The 13,081-nt window shown below is 73.1% G+C and carries 11 protein-coding genes; 10 read left to right on the top strand and 1 reads right to left on the bottom strand.

From position 1 onward, the window contains the following. The first annotated feature begins 38 nt into the window (after window positions 1-38). Genes ACQP1P_RS11580 through ACQP1P_RS11535 form a run of 10 tightly spaced genes read left to right on the top strand, consistent with a single transcriptional unit; the run spans window position 39 to window position 12,383 of the window. Window positions 39-1,247 (top strand): ABC transporter substrate-binding protein, encoded by a 1,209-nt coding sequence (locus ACQP1P_RS11580; RefSeq protein WP_433085823.1) that lies wholly within the window; start codon window positions 39-41, stop codon window positions 1,245-1,247. After that, a complete protein-coding gene (locus ACQP1P_RS11575; RefSeq protein WP_433085821.1) occupies window positions 1,248-1,976 on the top strand; it encodes an ABC transporter ATP-binding protein in 729 nt (242 codons plus the stop codon). Between the two features lie 2 nt (window positions 1,977-1,978). Beyond that, window positions 1,979-4,684 carry an ABC transporter permease subunit gene (locus ACQP1P_RS11570; protein WP_433085819.1) on the top strand — a complete coding sequence of 902 codons (2,706 nt, stop codon included), beginning with the start codon at window positions 1,979-1,981 and terminating at the stop codon, window positions 4,682-4,684. Window positions 4,685-4,743: 59 nt separating this feature from the next. Next, on the top strand, window positions 4,744-5,961 hold the full coding sequence (locus ACQP1P_RS11565) for an acyl-CoA dehydrogenase family protein (RefSeq protein WP_433085817.1): 1,218 nt from the start codon (window positions 4,744-4,746) through the stop codon (window positions 5,959-5,961). Between the two features lie 2 nt (window positions 5,962-5,963). Further along, the gene (locus ACQP1P_RS11560; protein WP_433085815.1) at window positions 5,964-7,130 is read left to right on the top strand and encodes an acyl-CoA dehydrogenase family protein; all 1,167 of its coding nucleotides are present in this window, start codon (window positions 5,964-5,966) and stop codon (window positions 7,128-7,130) included. After that, entirely contained in the window at window positions 7,127-7,432 is a 306-nt protein-coding gene (locus tag ACQP1P_RS11555) for a hypothetical protein (protein WP_433085813.1), read from the top strand. Before ACQP1P_RS11560 ends, ACQP1P_RS11555 begins: the two co-directional genes overlap by 4 nt. Further along, window positions 7,404-8,954 carry a class I adenylate-forming enzyme family protein gene (locus ACQP1P_RS11550; RefSeq protein WP_433085811.1) on the top strand — a complete coding sequence of 517 codons (1,551 nt, stop codon included), beginning with the start codon at window positions 7,404-7,406 and terminating at the stop codon, window positions 8,952-8,954. The genes ACQP1P_RS11555 and ACQP1P_RS11550 overlap by 29 nt, the downstream gene beginning before the upstream one ends. After that, window positions 8,954-10,399 carry a 4-hydroxyphenylacetate 3-hydroxylase N-terminal domain-containing protein gene (locus ACQP1P_RS11545; RefSeq protein WP_433085809.1) on the top strand — a complete coding sequence of 482 codons (1,446 nt, stop codon included), beginning with the start codon at window positions 8,954-8,956 and terminating at the stop codon, window positions 10,397-10,399. Before ACQP1P_RS11550 ends, ACQP1P_RS11545 begins: the two co-directional genes overlap by 1 nt. Beyond that, window positions 10,396-11,271, top strand: coding sequence for an enoyl-CoA hydratase/isomerase family protein (locus tag ACQP1P_RS11540; protein ID WP_433085807.1), 876 nt, complete (start codon window positions 10,396-10,398; stop codon window positions 11,269-11,271). The genes ACQP1P_RS11545 and ACQP1P_RS11540 overlap by 4 nt, the downstream gene beginning before the upstream one ends. Then, window positions 11,268-12,383, top strand: a complete 1,116-nt coding sequence (locus ACQP1P_RS11535; RefSeq protein ID WP_433085805.1) for a hypothetical protein — start codon at window positions 11,268-11,270, stop codon at window positions 12,381-12,383. The genes ACQP1P_RS11540 and ACQP1P_RS11535 overlap by 4 nt, the downstream gene beginning before the upstream one ends. Here ACQP1P_RS11535 and ACQP1P_RS11530 read toward each other — a convergent pair. Next, window positions 12,380-13,057 (bottom strand): GntR family transcriptional regulator, encoded by a 678-nt coding sequence (locus tag ACQP1P_RS11530; protein ID WP_433085803.1) that lies wholly within the window; start codon window positions 13,055-13,057, stop codon window positions 12,380-12,382. The genes ACQP1P_RS11535 and ACQP1P_RS11530 overlap by 4 nt on opposite strands. Window positions 13,058-13,081 lie beyond the last annotated feature (24 nt).

Here is a 13,081-nt window from a genome sequence, read left to right as displayed (position 1 = left end):
CACACCGGAGACAGCTCGGATACTCCGAAAGGACCGACATGCCCCTCCCCTCCCCCCGCCATGTCCTCGTCCCGTTAGCCACCCTCGCGCTCGCGGCCGGCCTCGCCGGTTGCCGGGGCGAGGACCAACCAAGCTCCGCCGCCAGCAACACCGGCCCGATCAAGATCATGCAGATCGGGACCTTCGAGAGCCCGAACCTGTCCCTGAAGGACGCCAAGGCCGGGCTCGACGCGCACGTGCAGTCCATCAACGCCGCCGGCGGGATCGACGGCCGGAAGATCGAGGTGTCGTTCTGCAACGACGCCTACAACGCCAACACCGGCGCGGCCTGTGCCCGCCAGGCCGTGAGCGACGGCGTCGTGGCCGTCGTCGGCGCGGCCAGCTCGCAGGCGCCCGCGGAGCTGCCGGTGCTCGAGGCGGCCGGGATCCCGTGGCTGGCCGGCGCCGGATCGGGCGGCCCCACCGAGGGCACGAGCAAGGTGTCGTACCCGATCACCGGCGGCACCCAGTCGATGCAGGTCGGCCTGGGCCGGCTGCTGGCCAACAAGGGCGGCAAGAACATCGCGGTCATCGTCGCCGACGCGGCCGCCGCCTACGCCGCCGCCGACGACATCGCCAACGGGGCGAAGGCGGGCGGCGCCCAGTCGTACCGGATTCTGGCCCCGCTCGGCGCGCCCGACTTCAGCGCCGTCGCCTCCTCGGCCCTGGCCAAGACCCCCGACGCCATCGCCGTCGCCTCCACCGCGACCGACGCGCCGCGGATCATCCGGGCGGTCCGCCAGGCCGGCTTCAAGGGCAACATCGCGACCCTGGCGAACATCTTCAAGCCCGCCGATCAGAAGGCGCTCGGCGACCTCGCCGACAACGTGTTCATCACCTCCTCCGCGGTGCCGGTGACCAACACCTCGGTCCCGCAGGTCAAGCAGTTCCTGGACGACATGGCCAAGTACCACCCGGAGGCCGTGACCGACAACGGCTCCCTGGGCACCTGGAGCTCCATCACGTTCCTCGTCGAGATCGTGAAGCGGCTCGGCGGCAACGTCTCGGCCGCCGCGATCACCGGGCTGCTGGACAAGCTGGACAAGCCCATCGTGCTGGGCACCGTGCCCGACTACGCCGGCATCCCGAACCCGCCGGTCGTGCAGAACTACCCGCGCGTGCCCACCTTCAAGGTCTACGTGTCCGAGGCGACGGGCGGGACCCTGAAGCAGGACGGCGACGCGATCGACCCGCTGGGCACCAAGTAGATGAACCCCGCGGCGGCAGTGGCGGCCGAGGACGCACCCGTCCTCGAGCTGCGCGGACTGAGTGCAGGGTACGACGACCTGGCTGTGGTGCGCGACGTCGACCTCAAGGTGATGCGCGGCGAGATCGTCGCGCTCCTCGGGGCCAACGGGACGGGCAAGTCGACGACGATCCTCACCGCGGCCGGCGAGCTGCCGCCGATCGGGGGTGAGGTGCGGTGGCGCGGGGAGCCCACGACGGCCCCGCTCCACGTGCGCGCCCGCATGGGCATGAGCTTCGTGCCCGAGGAGCGATCCGTGCTCATGGGCATGTCGGTGCGCGACAACCTGCTGCTCGGCTCGGGCCGCATCGAACGGGCCCTGGAGCTCTTCCCCGAGCTCGAAGCGCTGCTGGCGACCCGGGCCGGGCTGCTGTCCGGCGGCGAGCAGCAGATGTTGTCGCTGGCCCGGGCCCTGGCCACCAACCCGGTCGCGCTGCTGCTCGACGAGCTGTCCCTCGGTCTCGCGCCGCTCGTGGTCGACCGCCTGTTCGCCGCGCTGCGGCGGGCGGCCGACCGCGACGGGGTGGCCGTGCTGCTGGTCGAGCAGCAGGCCCGCCGGGCCCTGGCGGTCGCCGACCGCTGGTATCTGCTGCGGCGCGGTGCCGTCGCGGCCGCCGGGAACGCGGCCGACGGCATCGCGGCCGTGGAGTCCCTCTACCTCGGTGACGCCACCGCCCCAGGAACGGAGTGATCGTGGAAATCGTCCAGTTCCTGCTGCTCGGCCTGGGCATCGGCGCGATCTACAGCCTCCTCGGCCAGGGGCTGGTGCTGATCTACCGGGGCTCCGGGATCGTGAACTTCGCGCAGGGCTCGTTCGTGATGGTCGGCGGCTACGCGTACTACGAGTTCCGCGTGTCGGCCGGCTGGCCGGCGATCCCCGCCGTCATCGCCGCGACCGCGGTCGGCGTCCTGCTCGGGGTCGCCGTGCAGTACCTGATCCTGCGGCCGATGCGCACCTCCTCGCCGATCGAGCGGGTGATCGCGACCCTGGGCGTGCTGCTCACCCTCCAGGCCGCGGCCGTGCTGCGCTACGGGGTGGGCCCGATCAGCGTGCCCTCCTTCCTGCCCACCAGGGCCGTGGAGCCGCTGCCCGGCGCGGTCCTCGGCGTCGACCGGCTCATCATCCTGCTGATCGGGGCCGCGCTCACGACCGCGCTGTACGCCGTCTTCCGCTGGACCGCCTTCGGCCGCGTGGCCAGCGCCATGGCGGAGAACCAGCGGGCGGTCGCGAGCCTGGGCCACTCGCCGGACCGGATCGCGATCGCCAACTGGGCGCTCGCGACCGGCATCGCGGCCCTCGCCGGCGCGCTGATCGGCCCGATCACCTACCTGCAGCCCACCCAGCTCACGCTGCTGATCGTGCCGGCCCTCGCGGCCGCGCTGCTCGCGCGCTTCGTCTCGTTCCCGATCGCCTTCGCCGGTGCGCTGGCGATCGGCGTCGTGCAGTCCCTGACGACCCGCTTCGTCACGGTGACGGGCTGGGGCGACAGCGTGCCCTTCATCGTCATCGTGGCCTATCTGGTCCTGCGCGGAAGCTCGCTGCCGCTGCGCAGTCACGTGCTGGAGCGCCTGCCCAGCGTCGGCGACGGCCGCATCCGGGTCGTCCCGACGGTCGTGGTCGCCGGCGTGTTCGCCTTCCTGATCGCGTTCGTGGTGTCGCCCGTGTGGGCGCAGGCGCTGACGGTCACGATGGCGTTCGCGATCCTCACCCTGTCGGTCACCGTGGTCACCGGATACGCCGGGCAGCTGTCGCTGGCGCAGTACGTGCTCGCCGGCTCGGGGGCCTTCGCCGCGGCGACCTTCGTCTCCCGCGCCGGCTGGAGCTTCCTGCCCGCGCTGGCCGGCGCGATGGTGGCCGCGGCGATCGTCGGCGTGCTGGTCGCGTTGCCGGCCCTGCGGACCCGGGGCATCAACCTCGCCATCGCCACCCTGGGCATGGGCATCGTGCTGTTCAGCCTGGTGCTCAGCGACTTCAAGTTCACCGGCGGCGACGTCGGCATCCCCATCGGCGAGCCCTCGATCTTCGGCTGGGACTTCGGGGCGATCAAGCACCCGTACAACTACGGGCTCGTGACGCTCGCCGCGCTGACCCTGAGCGCCCTGGCCGTGGCCAACCTGCGCCGCGGCCGGGTCGGCCGGCGCCTGCTCGCGGTCCGGTCCAACGAGCGGGCGGCGGCGGCCCTCGGCGTCAACGTCCTCGTCGGCAAGCTCTACGCCTTCGCGGTCGCCTCGGCGCTCGCCGCGCTCGCCGGCGTCCTGCTGGCCTTCCAGGGCGTGACGGTCCTCCCGGCCCAGTTCGACGTGCTCACCTCGATCACCGTCATCGGCGTCGCGGTCGTCGGCGGCATCGGCACCATCGGCGGGGCGCTGCTCGCCTCGACGCTGCTGCCCGGTGGCATCGGCACCCAGGTCCTGCACGGGGTGGACAACCTGGAGCGCTACCTGCCGCTGGCCAGCGGGCTGTTCCTGCTCTACGTGCTGCGCAGCGGGCGCAACGGGCTGTACGAGATGAACGCCCATCTCGTGCGCCGCGTCGGGCGCCTCCTGCGCGTTCCGGCGCTGCCGAGCCGCCCGCGCAGGACGCGGGAGGAGCCCGTCGCGCCGGCCCACGACCGCCGGCCGTCCCGCTCGCTGCACGTGTCCGACCTGCGGGTGCAGTTCGGCGGCGTGGTCGCCGTCGACGACGTGTCGCTGGACCTGGTCCCCGGCGAGGTGCACGGCCTGATCGGCCCGAACGGCGCCGGCAAGACGACGGTCATCGACGCGCTGACCGGGTTCGTGCGGCCCGCCCGCGGCACGATCCGGCTCGACGACGTGTCGATCGCGCCGTGGAGCGCGCGGCGGCGGGCCCGGGCCGGGCTGGCCCGCTCCTTCCAGTCCCTGGAGCTCTTCGCCGACCTGTCGGTGCGGGAGAACCTGGCGGTCGCGTGCGACGACGACGGCGCCCGCCGCTACGTCAGCGACCTCGTCGTGCCGGGCCGCATCCAGCTGACGCCGCCCGCCCTCGCGGCGATCCGGGAGTTCCGGCTCGAGCACGACCTCGACCGCAAGCCGGGCGAGCTCGCGTTCGGCAAGCGGCGCCTCGTCGCCATCGCCCGGGCGGTGGCGGCCGACCCGCGGGTGCTGCTCCTGGACGAGCCGGCGGCCGGGCTGAGCGACGAGGAGGCCCGCGAGCTGGGCACGCTCATCCGCACCCTCGCGCGGGACTGGGACATGAGCATCCTGCTCGTCGAGCACAACGTCGACCTGGTGCTCAGCACCTGCGACCGGGTCACCGTGCTCGAGGCCGGGGCCGTGCTGGCCCGGGGAACGCCCCAGGAGGTCGCCCGGGACCCGCGGGTCGTGTCCGCCTACCTCGGCCGCGAGGCGGACGAGTCCGACGACGGCGCCCGCGTGTGAACGGCCGGCCGAACGAGGACCAGCACCAGAACCGGCGCACGAACCCGCAGGAGGAGCCGATGACCACGCCCACGACCCACGAGTCCGTGGCCGCTGAGGCGCACGCGTTCTTCGCGGCCCGCGCGCGGCGGCGCGAGCGGCGCGGCATGCTGCACGGCGTCGGCGACGACGACGTGGTCGGCGTCGGGCTCACCCAGCCCGACGCCGAGGCGGCCGAGGTCGCGCGGGCCCAGCAGTGGCAGCGGGAGCTCTTCGACGCGCGGCTCGCCTGGCTCGACGGCCCCCCGGAGCTCGGCGGGCGCGGGCTCGGCCACGACTACGTCGAGCTGGTCGCCGGCATCGCCGCGCAGTACGAGGTGCCCTCCACCTCGACCTACATGGTGAGCCACGGGATCGTGGCGCCGACCATCCTGGCCCACGGCACCGAGGAGCAGAAGCAGGCGTTCCTGCCGGGGATCTGGCGCGGCGACCTGATCTGCTGCCAGCTCTTCTCCGAGCCCGAGGCCGGCTCCGACCTCGCCAGCCTGCGCACCACCGCGGTCCGCGACGGCGACGACTGGATCGTCACCGGCCAGAAGGTCTGGTCCTCCTTCGCGCACGTGGCGCAGCTCGGCGAGCTCCTCGTGCGCACCGGGCCGCCGGAGAGCCGCCACCGCGGCCTGAGTGTGTTCCTCATCGACATGGACTCCCCCGGCATCGACGTCCGCCCGCTGCGGCAGGTGACCGGCTCCGAGCACTTCAACGAGGTCTTCCTCGACGGCGTGCGGGTGCCCGACTCCCGGCGGCTCGGGCCGGTGAACGGCGGCTGGAACATCGCGATGACCACGGTCGGCAGCGAGCGCTCCGTGCTCGGCCGGGCCCACAACGGCATCATGATCGAGCCGGTCATCCGGCTCTTCGCCCTGGCCCGCTCGACCGGCGCCATCGAGGACCCGGCCATCCAGGACCTGCTGGCCGAGTGCTGGGCGCGCGAGCAGGTGCTCCACGAGACGGCCACCCGGCTGCGCGACGCCGGCGGCCCGGCCCCGGGGTCCGTGGTCAAGCTCATGACGACCAACGACATGGAGTACTACTCCGACGTCGCCGCCCGCCTGCTGGGCTACCGGATGGTCGCCGACACCGGCGCCTGGGGCACCTACTCGTGGTCGCAGCTGCTGCTCAGCGCGCCGTCGCACCGCATCGCCGGTGGCAGTGACGAGATTCAACGCAACATCCTCGCCGAGCGCGTGCTCGGTCTTCCGCGCGAGGAGCGCCCGGTGAGCGAGAAGAGTGCCTAGGCATGGACGAGATCGAGCAGCTGCGGCGAGTGGTCCGCGATCACCTCGAGCGTGACCCCGGAGCCGCGCTGCGCGGCGGGGCGCTCGACCCCGAGGAGGTCCGCCGGCTCGACCGGGACCGCTGGCGGCGGCAGGCGAGCGAGCTGGGGCTGCCCGGCGTGCGGATTCCCGAGGAGTTCGGCGGCGCGGGCATGGGCCTGGCCGAGGAGGTCGCCGTCCACACCGAGCTGGGCCGGGCGCTCGACGACGGCCCGTTCCTGACCACCTCGCTGGTGGCCGCGGCGCTGGTGGCCCTCGCCGACGACGAGGCGAACCGCGGCCGGCTCGCGCGCATCGCCGCCGGTGACCTCGTCGCGGTGCCGGTGCTGCCCATCGAGGAGAAGTTCCCGCTCGAGTACCCGCACGCCAAGGCCGGCTCCGGTGGCGACTTCGAGATCCGCGGCGAGCTGCCCTGCGTCGTCGACGCGACCGCGGCCGACGCCCTGCTGGTGCTCGCCGACTACCAGGGGTTCCACGCGTTCTTCTGGGTCGAGGCGGACGACCCCGGCGTGCAGATCGTCCCGCTGTCCACGCTCGACCTGACCCGGCGCATGGGCGCGGTGCGCCTGACCGGCGCCCGGGCCGAACTGCTCGCCGAGCAGGACCGCGCCCGCGCCGGGGTGGCCGCGATCCGCCAGGGCGCGATCCTCGGCATGTCGGCCGAGTGCGTGGGCGCCGCCGAGCGCGCGCTGGAGATGGCGGTCGACTACGTCAAGGTGCGCACCCAGTTCGGCCGGCCGATCGGCTCGTTCCAGGCGGTCAAGCACAAGTGCGCCGACCTGCTGGTCTCGCTGGAGCGGGCCCGTTCCGCGCTGTCGGTCGCGGTGCGCTCGGTGCAGCACAACGACGCGATCGGCCGGCGGCCGGAGTCGCTGGCGGGGCTGGCCGTCGCGCGGATGTACTGCGGGCGCGTCGCCGCCGAGATCACCCGCGAGTCGATCCACCTGCACGGCGGCATCGGGTTCACGTGGGAGCACCCCGCCCATCTGTATTACCGGCGAGCCGTGTCGAACCGGCAGCTGCTCGACTCCACGGGCCAGCAGCCCCGGCTGCTGACGGCGTCCGTGCTCGCCGCGCACGGCGAGGACACCCAGCTCGCCTCGTTCTACGCCGGGAAGGCCGCACGATGATCCTGCGGGTGGAGGCGGGCGGCGTCACGCTGCTGGAGCTCGGCGACCTGCGGCGGCTCAGCGCGCAGATCGCCGGGGACGCGGCCGTCGGCGACTGGGGACGTCTGGAGGACGACCACGTCGTCGTGACCACCGAGACGTTGCTGCGACTGGCCGGTGACCGGGCGGGCGATGCCCGGTGGCGCGACGAGTTCGACGCCATGGTGGATGACGCCCGGCGGCACGGCTGGGTGGAGGGCGACGAGGTGCGCATGCACGTGAGGAGGTACCCCGGTGCAGCTTTCCGGGCTGGCACCAGGTGACTGGGTCACCGCCCAGGCACGCTTCACACCGCGGGCCGCCTTCCTGGTGGCCGCGGACGGCCGGACCCGCACCTACGCCGAGGGCGAGGAGCGGATCACCCGGCTCGCGCGGGCGCTGCGGCAGATCGGGATCGGCCGCGGCGACCGGGTCGCGCTGCTCGCGGTGGACTCCATCGAGTACGTCGAGGTGCTGCTGGCCTGCATGAAGCTGGGCGCGACGTACGTGGCGCTCAACTTCCGCCTGTCGCCGGCCGAGATCCGCACGGTCCTCGCGGCCGGCGGCGCTCAGGTAATCTTCCACAGCGCCCGGTACCAGGAGATCGTCGACGACTGCGGGCTGCGCGTCGCGATCGAGTTCGAGTCGGGCTACGAGAGGTTCCTCGCCGGCGGGCCGGACGGCGGCGAGCTCTCGGCGGTCACCGGCGACGACGACATCCTGAGCATCTCCTTCACCAGCGGCACGACCGGCACCCCGAAGGGCGTCCTGCAGTCGCAGCGCATGGTCAAGGCGATCACGCAGTCGGGGATCCTGGAGCTCGGCCTGCGGCCCGGCGACCTCATCTACGCCGGCGCCCCGCTCTTCCACGCCGCCGGGTTCGGCCACGTGCTCTACGGCCTGGCCCGGGGCGGGGCCTCCGTCATCATGCCGCAGTGGGACGCCGATCTCGCGCTGTCCTGGCTCGGCTCCGGGCGCGTGCGGCACACGACGCTCGTCCCCAGCATGATCATCCAGCTGCTCGAGCACCCGAAGCTCGCCGAGGCGGACTTCTCCGGCCTGCGCTCCATCATGTACGGCGGCGCGCCCATGCCCACCTCCGTCATCCGGCGCATGGTGGAGGTCTTCGGCTGCGACCTGCACAACGGGTTCGGCGCGGGCACCGAGGCGGGCGGCCAGCTGGTCCTGCGCCCCGAGGACCACCGGCGGGCCCTCGCCGGCGAGGAGTGGCTGCTCGGCACGATCGGCCGGCCGGCCTTCGGCTGCGACGTCCGGCTGCTCGACCCCGACGGCAACGAGGTGCCGGACGGGGAGATCGGGGTCATCGCCAGCCGGGGCGACACCGTGATGAGCGGCTACCTCGAACGGCCCGACCTCACCGCCCGGGCCGTCCGCGACGGGTGGTTCGTCGCCGGCGACCTCGCCTGGAAGGACCCGGAAGGCTTCCTGCACCTGGCCGGCCGGGCCGACGAGATGATCATCCGCGGCGGCGAGAACGTCTACCCCGTCGAGATCGAGGACGTGGTGGGCGGGCACGCGGCGGTGGCCGAGATCGCCGTCGTGGGCGAGCCGGACCCGCACTGGGGCCAGGTGGTGACCGCGGTCGTGGCGCTGCGCGACGGACACCGCGCGCCGTCGGCGGCCGAGGTCAAGGAGCACTGCCGGGGCAGGCTGGCCAGCTACAAGGTGCCGCAGCGCATCGTCGTCGTCGAGACCTTTCCCCGCAATCCGGCCGGCAAGATCGACAAGCTGCGGCTGCGCGAGCTGCTCGCCGGCCACGTTTCCTACGTTGAGGAGCCGTCCTGATGCTCACCGGAGACCAGTACCTGCAATCCCTCCGGGACGGCCGGCGCATCTTCGTCAACGGCCACGCGGTGCCCGACGTGACCGCCGATCCGCTCCTGCGCGGGCCCGCCCTCGCCGCGGCGCTCGGCTACGACCGGCACTACCGGCCCGGCGAGGACGTCCACGGGCCGTACTTCTTCATCCCGACCTCCGTGCAGGAGCTGCGCGAGTCCCAGCAGCGGCAGCTGCACTGGGACTTCCCGACCATCTCCACGTCGGCCAGCCTGCTCATGGTGCTGACCGCGGCCAGCCGGATGCGGGCGCAGCACCCGCTGTACGCCGAGCGGGCCCTGGCCTACTTCGAGGACAGCAAGCGCCGCGACATCCGCATCGTGCAGGGGATCACCGACGCCAAGGGCAACCGCGCGCTGTCCCCCGGCAAGCAGGACGACCCCGACCTCTACGTCCGCATCGTCGACCGCGGCCCCGACGGGGTCGTCATCCGCGGCGCGAAGATGCACATCTCCTCGGCGGCCGTCTCGCACGACGTCATGGTCATGCCGACCAAGCGGATGAAGCCGGGCGAGGAGGACTGGAGCGTGGCCGCCGCGGTGCCGATCAACGCGCCCGGGGTCAGGGTCATCAACGCCTCGTTCGCCCCGCGGCCCGACCTGGACCCGGACTTCTACCCGTACAGCTCCCGGCACGTGATGACCGAGGGGCTCATCGTCTTCGACGACGTCTTCGTCCCCAACGAGCGCGTCTTCCTGGCCGGCGAGCTGGAGCACTCGGCGACCTTCGTGCACTCGCTGGGCCTGTGGGAGCGCCTCGGCAGCGTCGGCAGCTACGTGCGCCTCGCGGACACCCTCGTGGGGCTGGCACAGCTGGTCGCCGAGGCCAACGGCCTGCAGCGGGTCCCGCACATCAAGGACAAGATCGCCGAGATGATCACCTACGCGACGCTCATCCGCGCCGCGTTCGAGGCGGCGATGACCCACGCCACCTTCACGCCGGAGGGCTGGGCCTCGCCCGACGAGCTGTTCACGAACGCGGCGAAGTACCACGCGGCCGCGCAGTTCAGCACGATGGTGCGCAACCTGCACGACATCGCGGGCGGCTCGGTGCTGACCGCGCCGTCCCTGCGCGACCTGCACAACCCGGAGACCGCGGCCGACCTGCGCAAGTACATGCGCACGATGGACGGGGTCGACGCCGGCTACCGGATGCGGCTGTTCCACACGATCCGCGACTTCACCGCCGACTCCTACGGTGGCTGGAAGCACGTGACCGTGATCCAGGCCGGCGGGGGCCTCTACGCGCAGAAGGTGGTCGTGACGGCCCACTTCGACATGGAGCACGCGAAGGCGCTGGCCCGCGAGACCGCCGGCATCAGCGCCTCCGGCGAGGTGCTCACCGACCTCGAGCGGCTGGGTCCGCACGGGTACGACCCGAACGCGGCCGTGTGAACTACGAGGAGAACACGTTCGCCTGGGCCGGCACGTCGGGCGCGCAGCGGCCCGAGCGGCTCACCCGGCTGCGGTGCGAGACCGACGGCGGCGTGGTCACGGTGACCCTGGACCGGCCCGAGCGGCTCAACGCGATCGACCGCACCATGCACCACGAGCTCAGCGCCGTGCTGCGGTGGTGCGACGCCGCCGACGAGGTCGGGGCGGTCGTGCTGACCGGCGCCGGGCGGGCGTTCTCGGCCGGCTCGGAGATGACCGGGGACGGGTTCGGCGGGGCCGAGGCGCAGGGCCCGGGCGTCGCGTGGATCGCGCCGTACCAGGTGCGCAAGCCGGTGGTCGCCGCGATCCAGGGCGCCGCGGTGGGGGCCGGGCTCACCCTGGCGATGCAGTGCGATGTGCGGTACGTCGCCCACGACGCCGTGCTCGCGCTGCCCTTCGTGCGGCTCGGCGTGACCGCGGAGTGGATGGGGCACTGGAGCCTCGTGCGGCACGTCGGCCTCGGGCGCGCCCAGGAGCTGCTGCTCACCGGCCGCCGCTTCACCGGTGCCGAGGCGGCCATGTGGGGGCTGGCCGTCTCGGCGCTGCCGCGGGACCAGGTCCTCGCGCGCGCCCGGGCCCTCGCCCGCGACATCGTCGAGCACGCCGCGCCGGTCGCGGTCGCGGCGACCAAGCGGCTGCTCTGGGAGGCGGTGGACGCCGACCCGTTCGCGCACGGCCGCACGGAGCGGCTCGTGATGGAGGCGCTGCTCGAGCGCCCCGACGCCCGCGAGGGTGTGGACGCGTTCCTGCGTCACCGCCGCCCGGCCTGGACCGGCCGGCCCTCGAGCGATCTTCCGCAATGGCCCACCGATCCCCGGGAGGACAGCGCATGACCGCCATCGACCGAGAGTTCATCGGGGTCGCCTCCCCGGCGCTGGGACGGGCCGGCGCCGGTGGCCACCCGTGCCAGGGCATCTACTACACCCCGTCCGGCCGGGCGCCGCGCACGGCCCTCATCGCCAGCCACTACAACGTCGACTTCTCCGAGCACTACATGGCGACCCGCATGGCGGAGCGCGGCTACGGGTTCCTCGGCTGGAACACCCGGTTCCGCGGGGCCGAGCACCTGTTCTCCCTCGACCACGCCCTGGCCGAGATCGGGGTCGGCGTGCGGCTGCTGCGCGAGCGCGGCGTCGAGCGCGTCGTGCTGCTCGGCAACTCCGGCGGCGGCTCGCTGATGGCGGCGTACCACTCCCAGTCGCGCGAGCCGAACATCCGCCCGCCGTACGGCCGGTCCAAGGTCTTCGAACCGGCGCTGCACCTGCCGCCCGGCGACCTGATGGTGTTCCTGGCGGCGCACCCCGGCCGGCCGGAGTGGATCACGCGGACCATGGACCCGTCGGTGGTCGACGAGAACGACCCGAACGCGGTCGACCCCGAACTCGACATGTACGACCCGCGCCACGGCGGTACCTACTCCGCGGAGTTCCTGCGGCGCTACCGGGCCGCCCAGATCGCGCGCAACCGGCGGCTGACGGCGTGGTGCAAGGAGCAGCTCGACGCCGCGCGGGACCGCCCGGCCCGCGACCGGATCTTCACGATGGGCCGCACCTGGGCCGACCCCCGCTACGTCGACCCGAGCCTCGACCCGTCGAACCGTCCGACGCCGCTGTGCTACTTCGGCGATCCCCGGCGGGCCAACTACGGCGTCATGGGCGTCGGCATGGTGAACACGATGCGCACCTGGCTCAACATGTTCAGCCTGGAGGAGTCCGACTGCGTCGCGGCGCCGCACCTGGCGCGCCTCGACCTGCCCACGCTCGTGGTGCAGCCCGACGCCGACACCGGCGTCTTCCCCAGCGACGCCAAGGGCCTGTACGACGGGGCGGCGACCTCGGACAAAGAGTTCGTGACGCTGCCCGGGGACCACTACTTCGCGGACTCGGAGCACCACCGCGACACGGTGGCCGACACCCTCGCGGACTGGCTCAGGGGCCGGGTCTAGTCCTCCTCGTCGCGCAGCGACGCGACGATGGTCGAGCGCGCGGCCAGGATGTGCGCGCGCATCACGGCCTCGGCCCAGGCGCCGTCGCGGGCCCGCAGCGCCTGCACGAGCTCGGCGTGCTGCCGCACGCTGGTGCGCATGCGCTCCCCGCCGTAGCGCTGGAAGGTGCGGAAGATCAGCGGGGTGTCCATGATCCCGCGGACGATGCTGTCGAGCTGGGTGTGCCGGGAGGCCCGCAGGATCGCGCGGTGGAAGTCGCCGTTGAGCACGGTCAGCTCGTCGGCGGCCGCCGCGCCCTTGCGGCTCAGCGCGGTCATCCGGGCCGCGATGGCCGCGATGGCGTCGAGCTCGTCGTCGGTGATGCGCTCCGCGGCCAGCCGGGCCGCGTAGCTCTCCAGCATCGCGCGGACCTCGTAGTTGTCCTCGAGCTCCTGCTCCGACCACGCGACGACCCGCGCGCCGCGGTTCGGCGCGAACTCGACGAGGCCCTCCGCGTCCAGCCGGCGCAGCGCCTCGCGGACGGGCGTGCGCGACACCCCGGCGCGCAGCGCGAGCTCCTCCTCGCGCAGCCGCTGCCCGCGGTCGAACTCGCCGGACAGGATGCCGGCGCGGATGGCCTCGTACGCCGTCTCGGCCGCCTTGGCCATCGGCACTCCCCGGACACTTGTCGGCATGGATCCGGGCGCGATTGTAATGGT

The organism is Dactylosporangium sp. CA-052675 (assembly GCF_050947935.1).
In the GTDB taxonomy this organism is placed as follows: domain Bacteria; phylum Actinomycetota; class Actinomycetes; order Mycobacteriales; family Micromonosporaceae; genus Dactylosporangium.
The sequence above is the reverse complement of the archived record's forward strand: the minus strand, read 5'-3'. Positions and strand labels throughout refer to the sequence as shown.